General features: G+C 60.6%; 21 protein-coding genes and 2 pseudogenes. 11 read left to right on the top strand and 12 right to left on the bottom strand.

The features are described 5' to 3' along the window. Window positions 1-83 precede the first annotated feature (83 nt). Window positions 84-1502 carry an FAD-dependent oxidoreductase gene (locus tag VNX23_RS05765; protein ID WP_325628220.1) on the bottom strand — a complete coding sequence of 473 codons (1419 nt, stop codon included), beginning with the start codon at window positions 1500-1502 and terminating at the stop codon, window positions 84-86. Window positions 1503-1805: 303 nt separating this feature from the next. Between VNX23_RS05765 and VNX23_RS05760 the strand changes: the two are divergent. The 3 genes and pseudogenes from VNX23_RS05760 to VNX23_RS05755 all read left to right on the top strand — a co-directional run. Continuing rightward, window positions 1806-2153 (top strand): annotated as a pseudogene (locus VNX23_RS05760) (transposase); the annotation flags it as partial. Between the two features lie 2 nt (window positions 2154-2155). Further along, window positions 2156-2251 (top strand): annotated as a pseudogene (locus tag VNX23_RS30970) (endonuclease); the annotation flags it as partial. A 342-nt stretch (window positions 2252-2593) separates the two neighbouring features. Next, the gene (locus VNX23_RS05755) at window positions 2594-3115 is read left to right on the top strand and encodes a hypothetical protein (protein WP_325628219.1); all 522 of its coding nucleotides are present in this window, start codon (window positions 2594-2596) and stop codon (window positions 3113-3115) included. 317 nt (window positions 3116-3432) lie between these two features. Here the strand turns inward: VNX23_RS05755 and VNX23_RS05750 are convergent, their stop codons facing one another. After that, window positions 3433-3666 (bottom strand): hypothetical protein, encoded by a 234-nt coding sequence (locus VNX23_RS05750; RefSeq protein ID WP_325628218.1) that lies wholly within the window; start codon window positions 3664-3666, stop codon window positions 3433-3435. An 86-nt stretch (window positions 3667-3752) separates the two neighbouring features. Continuing rightward, the gene (locus VNX23_RS05745; RefSeq protein ID WP_325628217.1) at window positions 3753-5018 is read right to left on the bottom strand and encodes a tyrosine-type recombinase/integrase; all 1266 of its coding nucleotides are present in this window, start codon (window positions 5016-5018) and stop codon (window positions 3753-3755) included. 325 nt (window positions 5019-5343) lie between these two features. On the opposite strand from VNX23_RS05745, the gene VNX23_RS05740 reads away from it, so the two are divergent. Further along, entirely contained in the window at window positions 5344-5904 is a 561-nt protein-coding gene (locus VNX23_RS05740) for a PAS domain-containing protein (RefSeq protein WP_325628216.1), read from the top strand. Window positions 5905-6310: 406 nt separating this feature from the next. Continuing rightward, a complete protein-coding gene (locus tag VNX23_RS05735) occupies window positions 6311-6799 on the top strand; it encodes a DUF2059 domain-containing protein (protein WP_325628215.1) in 489 nt (162 codons plus the stop codon). Window positions 6800-6813: 14 nt separating this feature from the next. Here the strand turns inward: VNX23_RS05735 and VNX23_RS05730 are convergent, their stop codons facing one another. Beyond that, window positions 6814-8004, bottom strand: coding sequence for an OpgC domain-containing protein (locus VNX23_RS05730; protein WP_325628223.1), 1191 nt, complete (start codon window positions 8002-8004; stop codon window positions 6814-6816). A gap of 253 nt (window positions 8005-8257) precedes the next feature. After that, window positions 8258-9403 carry a zinc-binding dehydrogenase gene (locus VNX23_RS05725; protein WP_325628214.1) on the bottom strand — a complete coding sequence of 382 codons (1146 nt, stop codon included), beginning with the start codon at window positions 9401-9403 and terminating at the stop codon, window positions 8258-8260. Window positions 9404-9577: 174 nt separating this feature from the next. Here VNX23_RS05725 and VNX23_RS05720 point away from each other — a divergent pair, with 174 nt between their 5' ends. Together VNX23_RS05720 and VNX23_RS05715 are read left to right on the top strand one after the other, a co-directional pair. Beyond that, window positions 9578-10744, top strand: a complete 1167-nt coding sequence (locus tag VNX23_RS05720; RefSeq protein WP_325628213.1) for a CynX/NimT family MFS transporter — start codon at window positions 9578-9580, stop codon at window positions 10742-10744. 79 nt (window positions 10745-10823) lie between these two features. Continuing rightward, window positions 10824-11438 (top strand): PilZ domain-containing protein, encoded by a 615-nt coding sequence (locus VNX23_RS05715; protein WP_325628212.1) that lies wholly within the window; start codon window positions 10824-10826, stop codon window positions 11436-11438. A gap of 381 nt (window positions 11439-11819) precedes the next feature. Here the strand turns inward: VNX23_RS05715 and VNX23_RS05710 are convergent, their stop codons facing one another. Next, complete coding sequence (locus VNX23_RS05710) at window positions 11820-13595, bottom strand: adenylate/guanylate cyclase domain-containing protein (protein WP_325628211.1); 1776 nt, start codon at window positions 13593-13595, stop codon at window positions 11820-11822. 150 nt (window positions 13596-13745) lie between these two features. After that, entirely contained in the window at window positions 13746-14333 is a 588-nt protein-coding gene (locus tag VNX23_RS05705) for a hypothetical protein (protein ID WP_325628210.1), read from the bottom strand. Window positions 14334-15130: 797 nt separating this feature from the next. Here VNX23_RS05705 and VNX23_RS05700 point away from each other — a divergent pair. Next, window positions 15131-15760 carry a transglutaminase-like cysteine peptidase gene (locus VNX23_RS05700; RefSeq protein WP_325628209.1) on the top strand — a complete coding sequence of 210 codons (630 nt, stop codon included), beginning with the start codon at window positions 15131-15133 and terminating at the stop codon, window positions 15758-15760. 456 nt (window positions 15761-16216) lie between these two features. Then, a complete protein-coding gene (locus tag VNX23_RS05695; protein WP_325628208.1) occupies window positions 16217-17101 on the top strand; it encodes a dienelactone hydrolase family protein in 885 nt (294 codons plus the stop codon). 252 nt (window positions 17102-17353) lie between these two features. Here the strand turns inward: VNX23_RS05695 and VNX23_RS05690 are convergent, their stop codons facing one another. Continuing rightward, the gene (locus tag VNX23_RS05690) at window positions 17354-17896 is read right to left on the bottom strand and encodes a hypothetical protein (RefSeq protein WP_325628207.1); all 543 of its coding nucleotides are present in this window, start codon (window positions 17894-17896) and stop codon (window positions 17354-17356) included. 329 nt (window positions 17897-18225) lie between these two features. On the opposite strand from VNX23_RS05690, the gene VNX23_RS05685 reads away from it, so the two are divergent. Further along, on the top strand, window positions 18226-18462 hold the full coding sequence (locus tag VNX23_RS05685; protein ID WP_325628206.1) for a hypothetical protein: 237 nt from the start codon (window positions 18226-18228) through the stop codon (window positions 18460-18462). Window positions 18463-18546: 84 nt separating this feature from the next. Here the strand turns inward: VNX23_RS05685 and VNX23_RS05680 are convergent, their stop codons facing one another. Both VNX23_RS05680 and VNX23_RS05675 read right to left on the bottom strand, forming a co-directional pair. Further along, window positions 18547-19077 (bottom strand): gamma carbonic anhydrase family protein, encoded by a 531-nt coding sequence (locus VNX23_RS05680; RefSeq protein WP_325628205.1) that lies wholly within the window; start codon window positions 19075-19077, stop codon window positions 18547-18549. A gap of 82 nt (window positions 19078-19159) precedes the next feature. After that, window positions 19160-19489 (bottom strand): DUF6949 family protein, encoded by a 330-nt coding sequence (locus VNX23_RS05675; protein WP_325628204.1) that lies wholly within the window; start codon window positions 19487-19489, stop codon window positions 19160-19162. 214 nt (window positions 19490-19703) lie between these two features. Here VNX23_RS05675 and VNX23_RS05670 point away from each other — a divergent pair, with 214 nt between their 5' ends. Then, entirely contained in the window at window positions 19704-20432 is a 729-nt protein-coding gene (locus tag VNX23_RS05670) for a hypothetical protein (protein ID WP_325628203.1), read from the top strand. 32 nt (window positions 20433-20464) lie between these two features. Here VNX23_RS05670 and VNX23_RS05665 read toward each other — a convergent pair whose 3' ends face one another. Together VNX23_RS05665 and cysE are read right to left on the bottom strand one after the other, a co-directional pair. Further along, window positions 20465-20683 carry a DUF3126 family protein gene (locus VNX23_RS05665; protein WP_325628202.1) on the bottom strand — a complete coding sequence of 73 codons (219 nt, stop codon included), beginning with the start codon at window positions 20681-20683 and terminating at the stop codon, window positions 20465-20467. 185 nt (window positions 20684-20868) lie between these two features. Beyond that, window positions 20869-21699: a serine O-acetyltransferase gene (gene cysE / locus VNX23_RS05660; protein ID WP_325628201.1), complete on the bottom strand. Its 831-nt coding sequence runs from the start codon at window positions 21697-21699 to the stop codon at window positions 20869-20871. Window positions 21700-21739 lie beyond the last annotated feature (40 nt).

Below are 21739 nucleotides of genomic sequence, written 5' to 3'. Positions count from 1 at the left end.
AAACGACGAGAGCCGCAACTGCGCCTCAACTCCCTACAACATTTTATCGGGCAAAATTATCGCCTTGCAAGTTATCCCGTTAGTTAAGGAACGACGGGCCGTGCCTCCGCGTCGGGTGGCATCGGCGCAATGGACGGCGATGAAGGCTTTCGCCCGATTGCCTTGATCCGCCGGCTAGTCGATGCGACGAGCGCACGCGAGACGATCTGCGGTGCGAACAGCGATGATATCGGCCGCAAGAACTGAGTCACCTGGCCAAGCTGAGCGCCCACCTGCCGGTCGGGGCAGGTCACCAACTGCAGCCGATACCAGTTGAACAGCCGTATCGACAATGACCGGTTGCCTACGCTCATCGGCAGCCGCAAATCGTCGGCCGCCGCGAACAGCCAAGGCGTCCGCTGAAAACGCGCCTGTGCGGCAAAAAAAGCGCGCGGAAGGCGTGAGTCGGCGACGCTGTACCTGGCGAGGCACTCCTGCAGGAGCCGGGCTGAGACCGTGGCGGCGCTCATGCCCTGGCCAAATCGTGGATTGAACGAGCAGGCCGCATCGGCGATCGCGATGAACCTGTCCAGCGGTGTCCGCCAGCGCTCATAATGCCGCCATCGGTTCCGCGTCGCGCGACTGGAATAAACCGGCGAAATCGATTCCATGCGCCGCACCATCTGATGCACGACCGGGGTCGCGAGACGCTCCAGGGCTGCGGTGAAATCCGACTCGCCCCGCGGCGGGTATGACTTGTTCACGCCGATGTAGCTCAATAGCCAGCGCTGGCTCTCGATTGGAAAGAAGCCGATGAAATACGGCCGCTCGGGCGTAGCGAGGCGGAGAAAGAGTACTTTCCACCACCATTCCGACGGCCACGCCTCATCGCTTGTGAACCATCTTGAGCTGTAGCCACTATAGCCCTCAACGATCTCATCCTCCGGCACGGCTAGGTCCAACTGCTGCAACCACTCACCGCTTTTTGAATGTGCGCCGCTCGCATCGACTACTAGATCGGCCTCGAGCGTGCGGGTCTGCCCGTCATCGCGGGTGCGGGCCTCTACGCCGGTGCAGTAGCGCTGGCTTCCGCCGGCGGCGCGTAGCGCGCTCACCTCGGTACGCTCGAGAAAGGTCACGTTGGGTAGACGTCTACAAAACTCGAGGACAGTACCCTCCATAAGTGGCCGGCTGGCGTAGAGTTGCCATAGTCCGGTGTGAGCGCGCCGGGCCCATCCATGCGGCCACAGCGTCGCGGTGTCCCAGCCGGTTTCCACGGGTACCGCACCACGCTCACGCATCCGGGCTTCGAAGCCGGGGAAGAAGCTCTCGAACTCGCGCAGTCCGCGTGCGAGCAGGTTGTGAACGTGGCGAGCTTGCGGAATGCCCGGTCGAAAGTCGGGCGCCGAGGGATAGGCGTCGCGCTCGATAATCGTGACCTTATCGAAGACGTCGCTCAATACGCGGGCGGCGCACATGCCCGCCAAACTGCCGCCGATCACCAGAGCGCTAGTGACGGGCATGGGCCACTCCCGCTGAGGCCGGCAAATCTGGCGGCGCCCATGCGCCGGCTGTCGCCGCACGCACACGAAGCGGCCACATGGTGGTCGCAACACCGCGAAGCGTTATGAACTCGCGCCCGTGCATGTGGCCCCAAGCCTTTGTGCAATTCACTAAAGACTACCACCTGCAATCGGGGGCGAGTCAGAAATGGCATCCAACTCGAATGAGGCTTGATGTCGCATTTGGGTCGATGCTGTCGAAAAAGGGGTTGAGGAGCCGAGCGAACAGTGATTCCTGCATGGGAGGCGGCAGGAGATTCGGCGATGATGGGGCGGCAGGACCGAGATCAAGGGCAGCTGTTTTACGAGTTTAGCCTCGACGAGGTGATCCCGGCGGAGCACCTGTTGCGACGGATCAACGTGTTCGCGACGGCCGTTCTGGCCGACTTGCACGACCAACTTAAGGCGTTTTACAGCGACATCGGCCGGCCCTCGGTCGATCCCGAACTGATGATCCGGATGCTCCTGGTCGGTTACTGCTGCGGCATTCGTCATGAGCGCCGGTTGTGCCAGGAAGTGGCGCTGCATCTTGCTTACCGCTGGTTCTGCAAGCTCGATCTCGACGACAAGGTTCCGCACCATTCGACGTTGTCGGTGAACCGGCTGGGCCAGCGCTCTACCAGCATCTGCTCCTGACCGCGGAGCGGAAGTTCTGGCGCTGTGCTGAGACCGGCGAACCCCCTCACCTTTTTTGCATTGAACCACCGCGCGGCCAAGGGTCGAGGCGGGTCGGCTGGAATGGTCATTTCCACCCATTTGCCGCCGCCGGTGATGATGGACAGCACCGCCATCGGGGACGCGAACCCAGGTACGATCAGGCGCCTACGCCAGATCGTCCGCGCAAATCTAAAGTTAATTGAAACATCATGGCGGCACGAACCTCCTCCTCAAGGCCATTCGGTTGCGTTGGAAGTTCCAAGCAGAGGTCCCTGGTCCCTTTCGGGAACCTTGCGCCTCTCCTAGTGTGTTAACATGAGCGAGATTGCCGTGTCATTTTTCGAACCCTTTTCGTTGTTACATCCTCCTACTTTTCAATGGAGGAAATGGCCTACATGGCGATCGGAACGAGAGACGAATTTACCGATGCGGAGAACCAACAGCGAGCGGAGGAGTCGAAACAAGATTCTCACGAACCACGCGAAAAATCGGCAAAGCCAGCACGGCGCAAAGGGAATAAAAAAGCTACTAAGAGGACGCAGCAAGCCCCACAGACTCCTGGCCCTACCGACAAGCCGAAGGTTAAGGTATCAGGTCCGTCCGACAAAGTTATCGCTCCGGTTCCCCAAGCGACCAACGATGCTTCTGCACCAGCCATTGGTACGGCTAGGACGGACTTCGTTGCTGATCCCGAGCCTATCCCTCAGGGTGGCGGGTTTTTGTGCACGTTTACACTGTCCCGCCCAGGGCTCGTGGGTCTTAATAAACTCGCGATCTATCTAAATAATCTTCAAGATTCGGGCTCCATCGGCGGTTGGCAAGCCAATGGATGGGAAGATGCAGCTACCAAAGTACGTGCCCTTATTAGGTTCGTTAATCACGCCGATGCTATCATCGGCATCAAGGACGTCCACTAAGCCGTAGTGACCACCCGGGGAAATAGAGCGGCCTGGATTGGCGCTAACCCTCTCAAAGGTTTTGTCGATTTTCAGACCGCCTTTTTCAGCACTCTGGTTCTCCGGATTTTGCCTCAATTCTCGGCCGTACCTATCGCTCTCTGTCCAGTCTTCGCCCCACGGAGGCGAGTATCTCGTCAAGGTCCTTGGCGCCGCGATACTCAAGATTGATTTCGACAGATTATGTCTTGGAATAAAACTTGGCACCTTCGACGAAGATGTTCTGCAAATCTTAGTTCCGGCCGAGAATGTTTTGGACGGGCGATAAAGCCGTTGCTTTAGCGCAGCCGTGCCACATTACCCTTAGCAATGTGCTGCACGTCGCACAAAGCCAACATGTTGTCGGCCACCCGCTGCACTGCCACCCGCAGCTGCTCAGTTGAAATCTGCACGTAGCCAGCGGTCACGTCGCCCCTTGTTGTGTGGTTGAGCAGGAGCTTTAGCGCAAGCCAACTCACCTCAGGCGTATCGGCGGCGACGGAGGCAAATGTGCGGCGCAGGTACTGCGTCAACAGCTCGTTGGCTTTCGATTGCCTTGCGTAAGAGATCGACGTCTGACCAGCTCAGCCCGGCCGCGCCGCCGTCTAGGTCCCCTCACCTAGCGCAACTTTGCCACGTTGGACCCTACGACAGGCTGAACGCTGCAGAGCGCGAGCATCTTGTCACACACCTGCTGTGCAGGCTCGCGCAGGTCCTCGACCTCAGGGGCCAGGTAGTGCTCGGCCGTAACGTCGGGAGGGAGTGCGTGATTGCACAACGCTTTTAGCCACACGATATTCACGCGAGCGGACGCCCCGACCTTGAGGAAACCTCGGCGCAGCGAGTGAGCGCTGACCGCGATGCCGGTCGTCTTCTTCACGTGTTGAAACGGGCGCTGCGTGTCGCTGATTGGTTTGCCGGCTCGGCGGCCGGGGAAGACGTACTCGGAGCTGTCGCCGAGGGCGCGGCGCGAAACCAGCAAGTCGTAGATGACATCGCTCATCGGTATCTCGATCATTTTCTTGGTTTTGGTGTTGGGCGCGGGCAGCGTGACAATGCGCTGAACGAGATCAATGTCGGTCCACTTCAGTTGTGCTGCCTCGGTCTTTCGAAAGCCCGTGAACATGAGGAGCAACAGGAAGTCGCGTGAAGTCCTGTTCTCGAGTGCGCACACTGCCTGATAGAACGCGGGCAGCTTTTCCGCGGGCACTCGGCTTGTCCGACGCTGCTTCGGAAACCACTGATCCTCGTCCTGCAGCCGAGCAATGGGGCACTCGGGCAGAGTGATGCGCTTGGCGGCCCATCGCCAGAGAACCCGGAGGGTTACCATCGTTGCATTTGCCGTCGCCTTCCCGTCATAACGCCCGCCCTGCGCGATATTGTTCGCAATCGTCTGATGCCGCTCCTCCACCATTTCGGGGCTGATGGACAACAGCGGCTGGTCCAGCCAGTCTGCGAGATAACGGTCAATCTGCCCGTAGGCGCGCTTGCTGCCCGCGCTCAGCTTCTTATTGGCGACGAAATATCTCTCCTTAGCCTCGCGCAACGTGTACATCGCCGCCTCGGGCTCAGCCTCGGCCTTTGCCTTCGGGTCTATGCCGCGCCGAATTTGGTCCAACAGATCCTCTGCCCGCTCGCGAGCAACTTCGAGCCTAAGTAGCCCGGAATTTGTCGGGCCGATGTTAACGCGTCTCGTTTGCTTCTTAGCGCCACGAACCCTTCTCGGTAGGTCGCGCTGCGCGATGTAGTCGATTGCTGTCGTCGTCCCCGAGACCTGAACACCGAAGCCCTTGGTGACTGTGTCGAGATAGATCACTTGTTTTCCAGTGGGATGTGGCGCGCGCAGCTTGTCCACGAAGGTTTGGCTTAATTTCACTATCGGCACTGTTTGCCCCCTGCGGCTGGGCGGCCCCAATAAGGCAATTTTGATTGCCGGGCCGCCATGTGGCGGTTTAGCCAGCACAGGTTAACAGCGCAGCCGGCCTAAAAAAAGCAATATAATCAACCACATACCTCAGGATGTTTTAGCACTAAAACACCCTGTGGCGGCCCATGGTAAACTTAACCTTAACCGCGCAAAGCCGGCCGCCACGGCCGCTCCGGCATGGACGCTGCAGGGTCTGTCTTGCACAACAGAAACCGGGAATGCGTGTGCGCGAAAGTGGGACAGAGATGTCCCAAAGCGCCAGGCACCGGGGGCGAGGCCAGGCATGAAGCATCCGTCAAACCAGCAATTCTTCGCATATTGGGACGCGAAGCGAGCCGGTGCGCGGGCACCCGACCGCAGTGAGATCGAGCCCGAAGCGGTGCGCGAACTGCTTCCCGACATCTTCGTACTGTCCTGCGATGCCGCCGCCCGCTTTCCGTTTCGCGTCGCCGGCACGCGGCTCTGCGCCCTGCTCGGCCGCGATCTGAAGGATAGAAGCTTCTCGGAACTGTTCACCGGGGACGGCCGCCGGGAAATCGAGGACATCATCACGGTCGTGACCGAGGAAATGCTCGCCGCAGTTGCCGGCATCACCGCGGTTTCCGAAAACGGCACGCCGGCGCACCTGGAATTGCTGCTGCTGCCTTTCAGCCATCGGGCGCACGCCCCGCTCAGCCTGACCGGACTGCTCGCGCCGTTTGACAACGGCGGAGGCGGCCTGCGCGATTTCAAGCTGACCTCATGGCGCTATCTCGGCCACCCGCCGCCGGAACGCCTTGTCCCCCGCGCCTTGCGCAAGCTACGGGTCGCGCGCGGGCTCATGGTCTATGAGGGTTTGCGCTAAAGCGAAAGCGCGAAAACCCGCTATTCGATCACTTCATCAGCCCGCGCCGGCAGCATTGCCGGAATTTGTCGCGTACGCCTCCCTTGGCGCGAAGGCTTGCGGACGAAAGCCTTGGCCGGGCGCAAAGGAATAGGCGAGCACCCCTTCGGTGCTCGCCCGCCCGATACGCGCAGCGCGCCCAGTGGCCCGAATTGGACCAGCTCTCGTCTGGACAAACCTGATGCCGAAAGGCACCTTCTCCTCACCGGGGCCGCGCGGAGGGGTATTGCCGCGAGAAAAGGCTAGTATGGCGGTTCAGAAGTTCGCGAACGAGGCCGCCGCACATTGATGCGAACTTCGGAATCGGGACACTAGCGGGGGAGTTCAATTTTCCATACGGCATCGCGGGCGTTTATTGGAGGAAACCATGGCCAGACGTCTTTTGATCATCGCATGCGTGTTTTTCGGCTCGATCGCCGCCGCGCCCGCGCAGACGCCCTCGCCTGAGGCCATGGCCGCGGCGCGCAGTCTGGTGACGACGATGAAGCTCGGCGATCAATACAAGGCGCTGTTGCCGGCAATCCTGCTCGCCCTCAAGCCCACGCTGACCCAGGACAGGCCGGAGATCGAACGCGACTACGAGGCCATGCTGCCGGCGGTCGCCGACGCGTTTGCGCCCTATTACTCGTCGATGGTCGATGCCATCGCTGCCATCTACGCCAACAATTTTTCGGCCTCCGAGCTGCGCGACATCGAGGCGTTCTATCGTCAGCCGACCGGGCAAAAGCTGCTTGAAAAGTCGCCCATTATCGCACAGCAGGCAGCCGTGGTCGGACAGGATATCGGCCGCAAGGCCTCCGACGACCTGCGCGCGCGCCTGACCGACGCGCTACGCCAGAAGGGACACAAGCTCTGATGCGTTGAGGGAAATCACGCCTTTCCCTGCTCCAGCACCACCATCTTGCCTTCCTCGACCTCGGCCACATCGACGAACAGGTCCGGGACCTTCCTCGCCCGATCCAGGACCCATGCGAGTGCAACCATGATGAGGATGCCGCCCAGGCTGACCAGCAATTGCTCCCAGAATCCCCTGCTGTACTGCATCAGGATCCAGTGCGCGGCAAAGGACAGGAACACGCCGAAACAGAAGAGCGGAAGCGAATGCTGGCCGCAGAGGATCAGCGGGCGCAGCCATCTGGACTTGAGCGCCTTCCAATCGCGCGGCACATATCGCGACACGACGACCGCCACGGCGAGGAAGTGGGTGAACCGCAGCATGTCGAGATCGGTCTTGTCGATCGGATAGATCAACTTGATCATCCATTTCGGCACCATGGCGTCGAGGAACGCGACGTGCCAGCTCATCACGATCAGGAACCCGAACGCGATCCACACCAGCGCCATGATGAACGCCGCGCGAGACTGGATGATGGGCCAGATTTTGGCAGCGCCGCCGATACCGCACCATGCCGCGAAAAAGAACATCAATTGCCAGGCGAACGGATTGAAGTACCAGGTGGTCCCGGGCGGGTAGGAAGCGAAATTCCAGTCGAACATCCGCGCCAGGACATAGAGAATGACGGAGCCGAGAAGGGTGAGATTCGGGCGGCGCACCATCGCCCACAGAACCAGCGGTGCGGCGGCGACCAGGGTGATAAAAAGCGGCAGCACGTCGAGATTGACCGGCTTGTAGCGCAACGTGAGCGCTTGCCCGATCAGGACGTCCGGGTGCAAAAGGAAATTATGGACGTTGAATTCGTCCTCATACAACGGGTTGTCGAATTTCCTGACCGTGCGGGCGATCTGGGCCGTGAAGATCAAAAACAGCATAATGTGGGCGACATACATTTCCGCGGCGCGCTTCCACAGCCGTTTTAACGCCGCCAGGAAATGCCCGGTCTTGATGATCGGGCCGTAGATGTACCCCGCCAGATAGCCGGAAATGAAAACGAAGAACTCGGCGGCGTCGCTGAAGCCGTAGTTGCGCAAGGTGAGCCAGGCCACGACGTCGTGCGGAATGTGGTCGAGATAAATCATCCACAGTCCTGCCCCGCGGTACAGATCGAGCCGCAGGTCACGATCGATGGCACGCGAGAGAGACGCTTTGCCCTGATTGGCCATCATGCCCTACCATTTCGTCTTGGTGGTTCGCGACGCGCTAAAACAGGCAGTTCGGAAGGATCTGCCAAAGCACGCCGCCAGGGATCGGGGCGATCGCGCATCGGTCTGCCATAAGCGGGTCGGCAAAAATCATCCCTGCTCATTGATACCTAAGGAGAAACCGGCGTCAATGTCGGAATAGACCGCAGTCAACGGTCAAATGGCCGGGGGCAGTAACCGAAACCGAGGCGGGCTCGCGGGCTGGGCCGGCCACTTAGAGCTCAGGCCACGGCACGATCGTCGATTTCACCGTCTTCATGGCGATGGCGTCGGCCACCGCCTGGGCGACGCCTTCGGCGGAAAACGGATACAGCGTCTGCATTTCGAGCCAGGGATATTTGTTGCGCGTGCGATAGAGCATGTCGACGCCGAGGGGCAGATCATTGCCGGTGAATCCCCACGAACCGAGCACGTTGAGGTCCTTGGTGCAGATGCGGTGCCACGACGTATTGATCGAGCCGGCGTCAGTGAACTGACCCATCTCGACATAGGTGCCGCCGTCACGCAGCATTTCGATGCCCTCGGGGCCGGCGCTCGGATGACCCGAGCAGTCCATCACCAGATCGGCACCGAAACCGCCGACGATGTCGCGCACATGTTTGATACGTTGCTCTGGCGTCGCGAGTTCCTCAATGTTCACGGTGGCCTCCGCGCCGAACTTGCGCGCCAGCTTCAACCGCGGGGTCTCCGGCGCGCCGACGCAGATCACCCTGCCGGCGCCCATCTCGCGTGCGGCTGCGACCGCGAGTATCCCGATCGGGCCGGAGCCCTGGATGACGACCGTGTCTCCCCAGGTGAAGCCGCCGGCGCGGGTCGCGCGGTTGAAGGCGCGGATGCAGGAGGTCAAGGGCTCCGACAGGGCCCCCAGCCGCAGCGACATGTCATCGGGCAATTTGTAGATCTTGGTTCCCGGCAGCATGTCGAGATCGACATAGACATATTCGGCCCAGCCGCCCCACAGATGCGGCGCCTTGTCGAAGCCGAGATAACGGCCGTAATAGACCGGAGTCAGGCACTTGTTGGCGCTCTGCGGATAGTGAATGCAGTAGTAGCAACGGCCGCACGGCATCAGCGGCGGGATCATCACCTTCGATCCCACGGCAAGCGGCTTGCTCATGAAGTCTTCGCGAAATTCCGAGCCCAGCTCGACCAGCACGCCGCCGATCTCATGGCCGAGCGTGAACGGCCACGGCAACGGTTTGGGCCAGTGGCCTTTCAGGATATGGAGATCGGTGCCGCAAACGCCGCACGCACCGACCTTGATCAGCGCCGCGTTGTTCGGAATTTTCGGCCACGGCACGGAACGAATGACAGGCTGAGCGCCGGGTCCGTCATAGGTGCAAACGCGGATCTGTTCCATGGCTCCTCGCTGGCTCTTCGGCGATGGTTGATCGACAGTGCGGGCTCAAGAAAGCCTATGTGAAGCGGCCGGCCGTGCCAATAATCGGTTTTGAGCCCATCCGATTGACAGCCGCGCCGCGACCATCCAGCCTGCGATTGCCATTTGAGTTGTGACGCATTTTCAGGTGATGCATTGCGAAACCGCTGGTTTGTCGTTGCCATCCTGGTCTCGGTTCGCCTCACCATGGCGTTTCAGTTCCAGAGCGTTGCGGCGGTCGCGCCCTTGTTGGGCGATGCGTTCGGCGTCTCTCTTGCCGACATTGGAATGCTGATCGGACTCTATTTTGCGCCCGGCGTGGCGCTCGCGCTGCCGGGCGGCGCGATCGGGCACAGGTTCGGCGACAAGCAGACCGTGGTTGCGGCGCTGCTCATGATGCTGATCGGCGGACTTGCGATGGCGCTGTCGTCTTCCTGGTCGGTGCAGATTGCGGGGAGGCTCGTCAGTGGCGCGGGCGGCGTCATGCTGAACGTACAGATGACGAAGATGGTCGCCGACTGGTTCGTCGGCCAGGAGATCGCCACCGCGATGGCGATCTTCGTCAATTCCTGGCCGGCGGGAATTGCGCTTTCGCTGCTGACGCTACCCCTGATCGGTACCACCTTCGGCATCGGTGCGGTCTATCTCGCGGTCGCCGCTTTCATCGCCCTGGCGCTGTTTCTTTTCGCGATCGCCTATCGCGTCCCCGCGCAGGTCTCGGTCCCCTCGGCGGCGGCTTCACCGCGGCTCGATCGAACCGCCTTGATCGCGGTGATTACGGCAGGCCTGATGTGGGGTCTGTTCAATGTCGGCTTTGCGATGATCTTCAGCTTCGGACCCTCGATGCTGGTCGAGCGCGGCTGGTCGATCTCGGCCGCAGGTTCGGTGATCAGCATCGTGGTGTGGCTTGCGGTGGTGTCGGTGCCGCTTGGCGGATTTGTCGCCGATCGCACCGCCCGCCCCGATTTCCTTCTCGTCACGGCCTGCATCGCCTTCGCCGTCGCGATGATCGCGCTGCCCCGCAGCGAGGCGGTGGTGCCGATCGTCACGGCGCTCGGCTTGATCGGCGGCCTGCCGGCCGGGCCGATCATGAGCCTGCCCGCGCGCGTGCTTAAATCCGGGACGCGCGCGATCGGCATGGGGATTTTCTACACCCTCTATTACGCGGCGATGATGTTGGGGCCGGTTGTGGCGGGAGCCCACGCCAAATGGACCGGCGCGGCGGCGTCTGCCTTCGATGTTGGTGCCGCCGTGCTTCTGGCCTGCCCGGTTCTGCTCTGGGGATTCAATCGCCTGCCTGTGGCGCGGCCGAAAATGGCCTGATTGCGCTTGGCAAAGATATTGCTAACGGCTCATTAACCCTGCCGGCCGTAGGGTGGAGGCGATTGTTGGGTAGTCGAAGATGGCTTTGGCGAACAAGAAATCGGCGCTTCCGTCCGCCGAAGAGCGAAGGCGCTTCCAGCGGGTGAAGGTCCACCTGCTTGGGCGCTATATGCTGCCCGACCGGCGCGAATTTCCTTGCCAGATCATCAATATGTCGCCGGGGGGATTGGCGTTGCTGGCGCCCGGCATCGGCAATGTCGGCGACCGCGTGATCGCCTATCTCGACCATATCGGCCGGGTCGAGGGCAGGATCACCCGCATCATCGACAATGGCTTTGCCATGACGGTGGGTGCGACCGCCCGCAAGCGCGACAAGCTCGCCGCCCAGCTGACCTGGCTTGCCAACCGCGACATCCTGAACCTGCCCGAAGATCGCCGCCACGATCGTATCATCCCGCGCAACCCGATCGCGCTGCTCACGCTCGAGGACGGCACCAAGATGACCTGCCGGATCATCGATATGTCGCGCTCGGGAGCGGCGATCGCAGCCGAGAACCGCCCGCCACTCAAATCGCTGGTCATGCTCGGCAAGGTTCAGTCGCGCGTGGTGCGAAACCTCGAGGAGGGTTTTGCGCTCGAATTCATGCACGAGCAGATGGCCGAGACGCTCGAAGAAAGCGTCACCGCGCGCTAATGGACGGATAGGGCGAGCGCTGGAAGAGGCCCTCGCCGGGCTGCGGCAGTTCGATCCCCCCATCCGCGCTCAGGCCGGTCGACGCGGGCGCAGCAGGCACGGCGTATCCTGTAGCGTTTTCGAGCGAAGTGGAAACCGGTTCGCGTGAAGAAAACGCGTCAAAACAAAAGAGTAGAGCCCGGTTTTGATTCTATCAAAACCGAATAGGCTCTAGTGACGGAGGCCGGCCACGCACTCTGGATGTTTGTGGTGCAGCGAGGCGTGTGGCCTGCGCGACAGCCGAAAAAAATCGAAAAACGCGCGCTTCGGCTGCGGGCCAATCGCTGACACAGGATCTCGTCGCCAACCGATCACCTGACCAGAGGGCGTGCACGAAGCCGATCATTCCGGAAGTCCTGCCTTACGCAGCGCTTCGACGTATTTGGCGAAATCGTCGGGGCGAAACCATGATACCCGATCCCTGAGATTGGAAACGCGCAACTCGGGATCGAGCTGAAGTGCACGTGTAATCCACCTTCGCGCATCGTCCAGGCGCCCGGCGGCGGCGTTGCCGGCGGCAGCGACTCGGATAGCACCCAAAAAATACGGCTGTTTCCGGCAGGCTCGTTCCGCCAGCAGCCAAGCCTCGTCATACCGACCGGCAAGGAAATGAGCCAGCGCGGCAATATTCTCCATAAAGAACATCAGGGGATCGAGAGGGCTGATCCGCATGGCGCGCTCCAGGTGCTCGATGCCCACCTCCGGGTCGCCGAGAAGGGTTTTCAAAAACCCGCTAGAGCTCCAAGCGGCTGCCAGGTTCGGATTGAGAACAAGCGCACGGTCGGTCAACTCGGCAGCGCCTTCAACGTCGCCGCCAACCCAGCCAATCGTAAGCCCGCTGAATGAAAGCGCGACCGCATCATCGCTGCCCAACTCCGCGGCTCGGACGGCCAGCCGATTGGCCTCCGGGACCTCTTGCACGAGGTCGGTCATCCAGCCATTTACCCTGCGCCAAAAGTAGCACCAGGCGGCCAGCCCATAGGCCGATGCGAAATCGGGGTCGAGCTCTATTGCCTTGTAGAATAGCTGCAGCGCCTCGCCTACGCCCTCCCTCGACCAGCGGTGAACGCTCGCCATCCCACGGAGATAATAGTCGTAGGCGTCGAGGCTGTCGGTCGGCTTGTGCTTGGCGCGTTCGATCTCGGCCTGTTCCAGTTTCGGTGCAATGGCGCCAATGACGCGGGATGTCACATGGTCTTGCAGCTCGAACACGTCTTCGAGGCCGCCGTCAAAACGGTCTGCCCAGAGATGCGCGCCCGTCGAAGCGTCGATGAGCTGGCCGGTGATGCGCAGTCGGTTCGCCGCCTTGCGCACGCTACCCTCAAGCACGTAGCGCACACCAAGTTCGCGGCCGACCTGCCGGACGTCGGGGGATTTGCCCTTGTAGGCGAAGCTCGAGTTTCGCGCGATCACGAAGAGCCAGTGCATGCGCGACAGCCCCGTGATGATCTCCTCCACCATGCCATCAGTGAAATATTCCTGCTCGGGATCGCCGCTCATGTTTTGGAACGGCAGAACCGCAATCGACGGTTTGTCCGGCAAAGCCAGCACCGGATCGGTGGACCGACACATCGTTGGCTCCCGGCTGGAATTGAGGAGGACGCGGTAAACATGGATGGGGTTGGCAATATTTTTCAGGGCCTGCTCTCCCAGATCCTCGACCTCGAAGGCGACCTTGCCGCGCGCGTGATTGAGGACGGTACGCGATATGCAGATGCCGCCCGGTTCAGCTAACCCCTCCAATCGAGCCGCGATGTTAACCCCGTCGCCATAGAGGTCGCGTCCCTCGATGATGACGTCGCCAACGTTGATCCCGATGCGGAATTCTATGCGTTTCTCAGCAGGGACACCGGCGTTGCGGTCGTGCATGCCATGCTGGATCTCGATCGAGTAGGATACTGCATCCACGACGCTCTGAAACTCAATGAGAATACCGTCACCAGTCGTCTTCACGACGCGACCGCGATATTGCTTGTTCTTGGGGTCGATCAGCTCTCGGCGATATTCCTTGAGGCGGGCGAGCGTACCGGCCTCATCCGCGCCCATCAACCTGCTATAACCGGCAACATCGGCGGCGAGTATGGCGGCGAGTTTGCGCTTGACCTGATCCGAAGCCATTTGGGTCTCCCTCCCGTGGGATTCCCTTTGCGGATCACCGCAGGTAGCGGAGATAGTACCACGTCCATCCCGCCTTTGGCTGGAACTTTCCAGCCAAGATCGGACTTCGAACAAGTACATCCCTTGGAGGCCCGCAAAGCCGCCAACCTCTCACTCGCCGCGCGGCGCCGGCTTCGACAGATATTCCAGCGATTGCACCTCGCCCTTGAGCGGCGTCACCTTGTCCGGATCGATCCGTATCATCAGGTAGTCGATGTGGTCGTCGATCCTGGTGAACCAGTGACCGGTACCGGCCGGGATCACGACGACGTCGCCGGCCTTGATTTCGTAGGCGATGCCGTCACGAACTTCCGAGCCGTTGTTGCCGGGCCCGTTGAATTCGCGGACCGTGCGCATGGTCGCCGGGCGCCGCTCGCGGTTGAGGATATCGGGACCAAGCACCAGCGTCGCCGCTCCGGAGATCACATGATAGACCTCGCTGATCTGGTCATGTTCGGCCACTGAATTGGGCGCCGGCTTGTCGAGCTTGCCGCGATGAACCACGCCGATGCCGACGCGCGCCTTGCCGATATCGATGTCGCGGACCTGCTGGTCGATCAGCTTTTCCGCGATGGCCTTCTCCGTGTAGCGATCGAGTTCGGCCGAGGGAATATAACTGCCGGGACACATGATGCAGGTCGGCTGTGGATCGGTCGGATTGATCCGGACCTGCTCCTCCGCCAGGGCCGGAGTGCTCATCACAAGACAAAGGACGATTGGGAAGCTCCCAGCTACGTGTTTCATGATCACCTCGTTGCTCTAGTGGTCCGATTCCAACATTCGCATCCCATCTCGGCAGGCTGTCTTGCGAATGTTGGAATCAAAGGACCACCAGCAAATATCGATTCTAGTGGAGTTTTGGATTTGACATTCGCCCTTGAAGCTTGCGGCCAGTGCCGCCGATTTGAAGTTCCTGCGGTGCAAGCGGCGTATTTGATCCAGGAACTTCAAATCGAAAAGCGGCACAGGAGTAATAGGTTTGCTAGTGCCCATGACTTTCCGAAGTTCGTGAAAGATGGGTGCTGCAACGGGACACGAACTTCGGAAAGTGGGCGCTAGGTGGGTGGCGAATGTCAAATCCACTCCACTACTGCGCATTGCACATGCACGGAGTTGGCGGCTTGCCAAGTTCTTCCGCCCTTGTCGAAAACAGGGTTAGCACGAGGTAAAGGCCTAATCCCTTTCGATTTCCTTTCTTTTTGGGCCCTGCGGCGGCCCCGCGTGATGTCGGGCGCAGCGTGTTGGGAGCGGATGTGCCGCGTTAACGCCGCCTTCTGCACCTCCAGCAACCTCAGCATGGCCGGGGCGATCCGCGTTAACGCATAAAATTTGAATCAATTACAGTTGTTTAAAATTCTAATCGAAATTGAATCAAGTATAGATCGATTTATCCGAAGTATTTATTCGTATTCGTCTCGATTTTACCTGGTCTATTTAGCGGCGGCGCAAAACCTTTATGCGAAAGGTGGTCCCAACAAGAAAAAACGGGGGCCACAATGTTTGGATGCAGGGAGCAGGGAAAGGGCCTGGCGGTCATCGCCATCCTGTTGGGATTGAGTGCGTCGGCGCGCGCCGCCGACGAACGGGTACTTTATGCGAGCATCGGCGATGCCACCCGCGCGCCGATCGGCTGGGTCGAGTTTTGCGCCGAGACCCCGGACGAATGCCGCGGCGGCCCGTCGCAACCGCGCGACGTCGTGATGACGCAATCGGCCTGGCGCGACCTGACACGCGTCAACCGCTGGGTCAACGAGAACGTCAGACCCATGACCGACATGGAGCATTGGGGCGTGATCGAGAAATGGTCGTTGCCGACCGACGGCTACGGTGACTGCGAAGATTACGTGCTGTTGAAGCGCAAGATGCTGATGGATGCCGGTTGGCCGCGTGAAGCGCTTCTGATCACGGTGGTCCGCGACAAGATGGGCGAAGGCCATGCCGTGCTGACCGTGAAGAGCGACAAGGGCGAGTTCGTTCTGGACAACCAGAACGAAAACGTCGTGGCCTGGACCGAGACTGGATACCGCTTCGTCAAGCGCCAGTCGCAGAGCGATCCCAATGTCTGGGTCGCGCTCGGCGACGCGCGGCCTGCGGTCTCTACCGCCAGCGCCCGCGACCGCCAGTAACTAGGAGACTAAAGGAAACGCGACCCGGTCACATCCCCACCCCTCCCCGTCCCAGACCGGATCGCGCGCGGCCAGCCTTTCCCCCAAAAGGCTGGCCGCACTTTTTTGAGGCCGTTTAAGGCGTTTCCAGTCCGGGTCGAAGTGACAAAGCCGCCACCGCGCGACTTTTTTGCTGCATTTGTGAAATGGATCACAATGGCTGGAACCAAGCTGGGCCATGGTCACCTTACCGGAGGGCGTAAGCCAATTTAAGATCCGGGCTGGCAAGGCCGTTGGCGGTCATACTGCGCCGACGGCCTTGTGTTTTACGTTGTCTTGCGCAGTCGCGGGCGGTTTTGGGCCGATCTCCGCGACTTTGCGCCTGCGAGGCGACCATTCCTCGCAGTCTGATGATTTGCGTTTGGCGGCAATTGCCTGCTGGATGCGCGCCTCCAACAGCGCCTTAAAGGAATCCATATGAGTGAAACTCTCCTGACGCCCGACGTCATCGGACTGACCAGAGCCGCGCCATTTTCACGCCGCGGCTTCATGACCGCATCCGCCGCCGTCGCGGCCGGCTACACGCTCGCCGCCGGTCCGGTGCGCGCCGACGTCATCAAGACCGACACCAGCGGCCTCACCGCGGGCGACGTCAAGATCAAGGTCGCCGACGGCGAAATGCCCGCTTATTTCGCGCGTCCCAAGGACGCGGCCAATCCGCCGGTCATTCTGGTCGCGATGGAAATCTTCGGCCTGCACGAATACATCCGCGACGTGACGCGGCGTCTTGCCAAGCTTGGTGCCTTCGCCGTCGCACCCGACTATTATTTCCGCAAGGGCGTCGATCTGACCAAAATGACGGACATTCCGTCACTGCTGCCGATCGTGAATGCCAAGCCGGATGCGGAACTGTTTTCCGATCTCGACACCACGGTCGCCTGGGCCAAATCGCAAGGCGGCAATACGGATCGCCTCGGCATCATCGGATTTTGCCGCGGCGGACGCACGGTCTGGGAATATGCCGCCCACAGCGGTACGTTGAAGGCAGGCGCTTCGTTTTACGGGCCGCCGGTCGATGCGCCCAACCCGCTCTGGCCGAAGAGTCCGACCCAACTCGCGCCCGAGATGAAAGCGCCGGTGCTCGGGTTATATGGCGAGGCGGATACCGGTATTCCGGTCGCCGATGTCGAGGCGCTGAAGGCCGCGCTCGCCAAGGCCAACAAACCCGCCGAGTTCAAAATCTATCCGGGCGCGCCGCACGGCTTCCACGCCGATTATCGCGCCAGCTATCGCAAGGAAGCTGCCGAAGACGCCTGGAGCCAGATGCAATCCTGGTTCAAGAAATACAACGTCCTCGGCTAACGCATGATCCGGACCCGAAGGGCCGCGTTAGCGCAAAGTGTGCAGCGGTTTTCCGAGAAGATCATGCGTAAACAATAAACCAAAGCGCGACGGCGATTCGACCTAAATTCATCGCCTTTAAGCCTTGTGAGTTTTGGCTGAAAAAAGGCTCCGGTGCAGAAATGCATCGGAGCCGCTTTTTTTCTCTGCCGGCCAAATACCGACCGGAATTGATCGAGCCGGAGCGAGCCGAAAGTCGCGGAACGCGAAAAATTACCCGCAGACCTGCACCGGCACGATGCGCCAGCCATACCTGGTATGAACGCGCCGTTCCACGACGTAACAGCCGCCGTAGTCGTAGTAGGGGTAATCATAGTAATCGTCGTACGGCCAGAATCCGAATCCAACTCCGCCGACAAAGAACCTGTTCCGATGGAATCCATGGCGGAAACCACCGTGTCGGAAACCGGTATTGAATCCGCTGCTGGCCCAGCGGCTACCGTGAACTCCTGCTACGCCGGCAGGACCGACAGCCGTCGTGCGCGCGAAGCTGTTGCCGAAGCTGCCGCTACGAACTGAGCTTGCGCCAAAATTGCCTCCGAAGCTACCGCTGCTTACTGCGGCACGACCACCGCCGCCGCCCCAGCCACCACCGCCGCCCCAGCCACCACCGCCGTGGCCGCCGCCGCCCCAGCCACCACCGCCGCCGTGGCCACCACCGCCGCCACCGCCATGGCCAGCCGCGAGCGCGGCGCTCGGCGCGAGCATGCCGATCGACGCAACTGCGCAAAAGGCGATTATCGTTTTACGCAACATCTCTCCCTCCTGACAGCCCCTGCCCTTTGATCACTACTCTCTGGGTGCGATCCCGTTCCGAAATCTAGGCGGGGTGGTGAAGAATTGCCCGCGTTTTTTTGTCACGTCTGCGCGACCGCTGCGTCGGTTGCCAACCATCAAACGTGATCGCGGTACGTGTTTCCTCTTGTCCCAAAGATGAACGGCTGATGAATATCGCCATCGCCACGCGCCGATCGCACTGGCGATGGCTTCGCGAGCGTTTGGCGTGCGCGGTGATCCCTGATAATTCTTGGCCAGCGACTGCAGCACCGCGAAGCATCAAGGCGGGTGAAGGAGCCGACACAAGCGTGCGCAAACTGATCGCATTCGACGACGACACGTTCGACAAGCTCAAGCAGCTCGGGCGCGACCGGATGGCCACTTTCCAGGAACTCGCGGACGAAGCGTTCGCCGATCTTCTGAAAAAGCACGGCATTCCCATTGATCTGAAGGACGCGCTGCGCAAGAGCGCTTCGCTTCCAGAGAGCCCGAAGAGAAACGCGGGCGCCGCAGCGTCGCCGAGAAAGAAGAAATCACGATCATAATCAAGCGGCTGGTGTGGTGGTTCTGACATTCGCAAATGCGAGTATCAGAACCGGAACACCGGCTCGCTGGGCGCAAGGAACGCTTCAACCGATTTTCTTCAGGCCCTTGCTGTACCGCGGCCCGTTGCCGACATAAAACATTGCCGCACTTCCCATCCTCGCCACCTGGGCGGGATCCAGCGCTCGGATCAGGCGCGCCGGCGCGCCGATGATCAGCGAAGCTTCCGGGAATTCCTTGCCTTCTGTAATCACGGCTCCCGCACCGACGATGCTGTTGCGTCCGATTCTTGCGCCGTTCATGACGATCGAGCCCATCCCGACCAGCGCGCCGTCTTCCAGCGTACAGCCATGCAGGATGACATTGTGGCCGACCGTGCAGCCTTTGCCGATGGTCAAGGGAAAGCCAAGGTCGGTATGGCAGGTCGCATTATCCTGCACATTCGAATTCTCGCCGATCTCGATCCATTCATTGTCGCCGCGCAGGACTGCGCCGAACCAGACGCTTGCGTTGGCGAGCAAACGGACCTTGCCGATGACAACTGCGGTGTCGGCGATAAAAAAGTTGCCGTTTGCGGGAAGTTCGGGCGCCTGCCCGTCGAGTTCGTAGATCGCCATGAGTTCAAAGTCTCCTTAGCCCGGGAGACTTTGGCACAGCTGGCGCTTCTATTCCAACCTTCGACCGTCGAGGCAGGAAAATTCAGGCCAGCAATCCGGCGGCGCGTAGCGTCATCAGGAAGAACGTACCCGACATCAGGCTCCAGATTCCGGCCAGGATCGTTGCCATCATCACGAATTCCAGACGGCGATTTTCGATCGGCGCGCCGCGGAGCGTGTTGCGCATGATGATGAAGGGCGCCGCAAATACCAGAAACGGAACGGCGGCGAAGGTCCTCGGCGCCACGCCCTCTTGCAGCAAGCCGAAACCGGCCGGACGCTGCACCACCGCCTGATATCCGCTCGTGAGCGCGCCGGCGAGCGAAAAGCCGATGCAAAGTGAGAAGAAGGAATTCAACGCATCGGGCGACATTGGAGGGCTCATCCGCTTGCACTTTTGAGACCCGCCTGCTTGGCAAAATTGACGGCTGGCCGCCACAACATCCTTAAGGAAAGGTTAACGCAGGTGGCGTGGCACCGCTGCCGGTTCATTCGCTAAGCCATGCAGAACTGCGAGATCGCATGGCATAGTTGCAGCTGATTCGTCCCGCGCGTGGCCTCGAGCCTTTCTCAAAGACCGCCAGTTCATGACTTTTATTTCGACGGCTCAGCACATCGCCCGCATTTCGCGCACCGATCGCCGCGGCCATCTCGTGCCGATCCTGCTTGCCGGCACGATCGCGGCGGCCGCGATCGGCCTCGTCGCCTTTCTGTTGTGGCCGACCTGGGAAGCGGAGGTTACAAGCGGTCCGGCGCGATTGCCGGTGAGCATCGGCGGCACCCTCTTCAATGTGCCGACAGCAGCGATCCGTATGGATATCCAGCGGCACTCCGGACCGCAGGAACGTGTCGATCTCAGCTTCTCATTTCCTTCGCTGGAGCCGCCCGAACCGCCAAAACATGTCAGCGCAGGAAATCTCGACGTGACGGTGCAGCCGATCGACCGGATTTTTCTTTCGATTGCCGCGCATCATGATTCGCTGGCGCCGGATATGCGCGCTCGCACCATCTATCCGCGTTATCTCGAACAGGCCCCAGCGCTCGTGGAGGATGGATTGAGCATGCGCGCGTTTCGCGACGGCTCGCCCTACGGCGGCGAAGATCTATTCTCTGCGATCGCGCCCGATATCACCGCACGCTGTACCCGTGACGCGGCAACACCCGGAACGTGCCTGAGCGAACGCCGCGTCGATGGCGCCGATCTGACATTTCGCTTTCAGCGCAACTGGCTTGCGCACTGGCGCGACGTCGCCGAAGCGATGGATGACCTGGCACGGCAGGTGCACGGCAAGCCAAGCGAAGGCCGCGGCCCGTAAGCTTCCGCCATCGAGAGCCTTCGATGCAAGTGCTAACCCTGTTCGACCAGATCGTCCTCGAGGATCGCCATCTGGAATTGAAACGAGCGATCGTCGTCTTCGTCGTCAACGAACAGCACGCCGATGAATTCCTCGCCGATATAGACCTCGGCTGAATCTTCCTTCTTCGGCCGAGGAACCACACGAATCCTGGGGTTACCGAACAGGCGCTTGAGGTAAGCGTCGAGTTTCCTGACTTCCTGAACGTCCACGGCAGTCTCCAATGCGATATTAAATCCAGGGTTTCGGGAAGTTCCAGGACGGGACGGCACCAACCGCCAGCCGTCTCATAGGGCCCTTACAAGCGGAGGCTTATAGCGGGCTCCGCGTCGAAGCGCAAAACCACTTTTTGCCGCAAGATCAATCCTTCGGCTCTGCTCGATCACATGTTCGAAAATTACAATCCGGTCGCGTTGAGCATCTGATCCATGGTGCGTGAAGGCTCGGCACAGCCGGCCTCGCCCACGATCCTGGCGGGGACGCCGGCCACCGTCACGTTATGCGGTACCGCCTTGACCACCACCGAGCCGGCGGCGATCCGGGCACAATGGCCAACCTCGATATTGCCGAGAATTTTTGCGCCCGCCCCGATCAAGACGCCATGGCGAATCTTGGGATGGCGATCCTCGTTCTCCTTGCCGGTGCCACCGAGCGTTACATCATGCAGGATCGAGACGTCGTCCTCGATGACGGCGGTTTCGCCGCAAACGAAGCCGGTGGCGTGGTCGAGAAAGATTCCACGGCCAATCCGGGCCGCCGGATTGATATCGGTCTGGAATACGGCCGACGAACGGCTCTGCAGATAATAGGCGAAATCCCTGCGGCCCTTTTTAAACAGCCAGTGCGCCAGACGATGGGTCTCTATCGCATGGAAACCCTTGAAATAGAGCAAGGGTTCGATGAAGCGCGAAGTCGCGGGGTCGCGGTCGTACACTGCCACCATGTCGGCGCGGAAGGCGTTGCCGAGATCGGGGTCATCCCGCAGCGCCTCGTCATAGGTCTGCCGGATCAGGTCGCCCGACAGGGCCACGTGATCGAGACGATCGGCAATGCGATGCACCACCGAATCCTCCAGGCGGTCGTGATGCAGCACGGTCGCGTAGATGAAAGAGGCAAGTTCCGGCTCGCGGCGAACGATGTCCTCCGCCTCGGAGCGCACGCGATCCCAGATCGGATCGAGAGCCGCCAGTTTTGCCCCGCCTTGCGGATTGACGTGATGCTTTGCCATGGCGCTGCTACTCGCAGATTTCGATGACCCTCTCAAGACA

The sequence above is a fragment of the Bradyrhizobium sp. genome (assembly GCF_035570375.1).
In the GTDB taxonomy this organism is placed as follows: domain Bacteria; phylum Pseudomonadota; class Alphaproteobacteria; order Rhizobiales; family Xanthobacteraceae; genus Bradyrhizobium.
The sequence above is the reverse complement of the archived record's forward strand: the minus strand, read 5'-3'. Positions and strand labels throughout refer to the sequence as shown.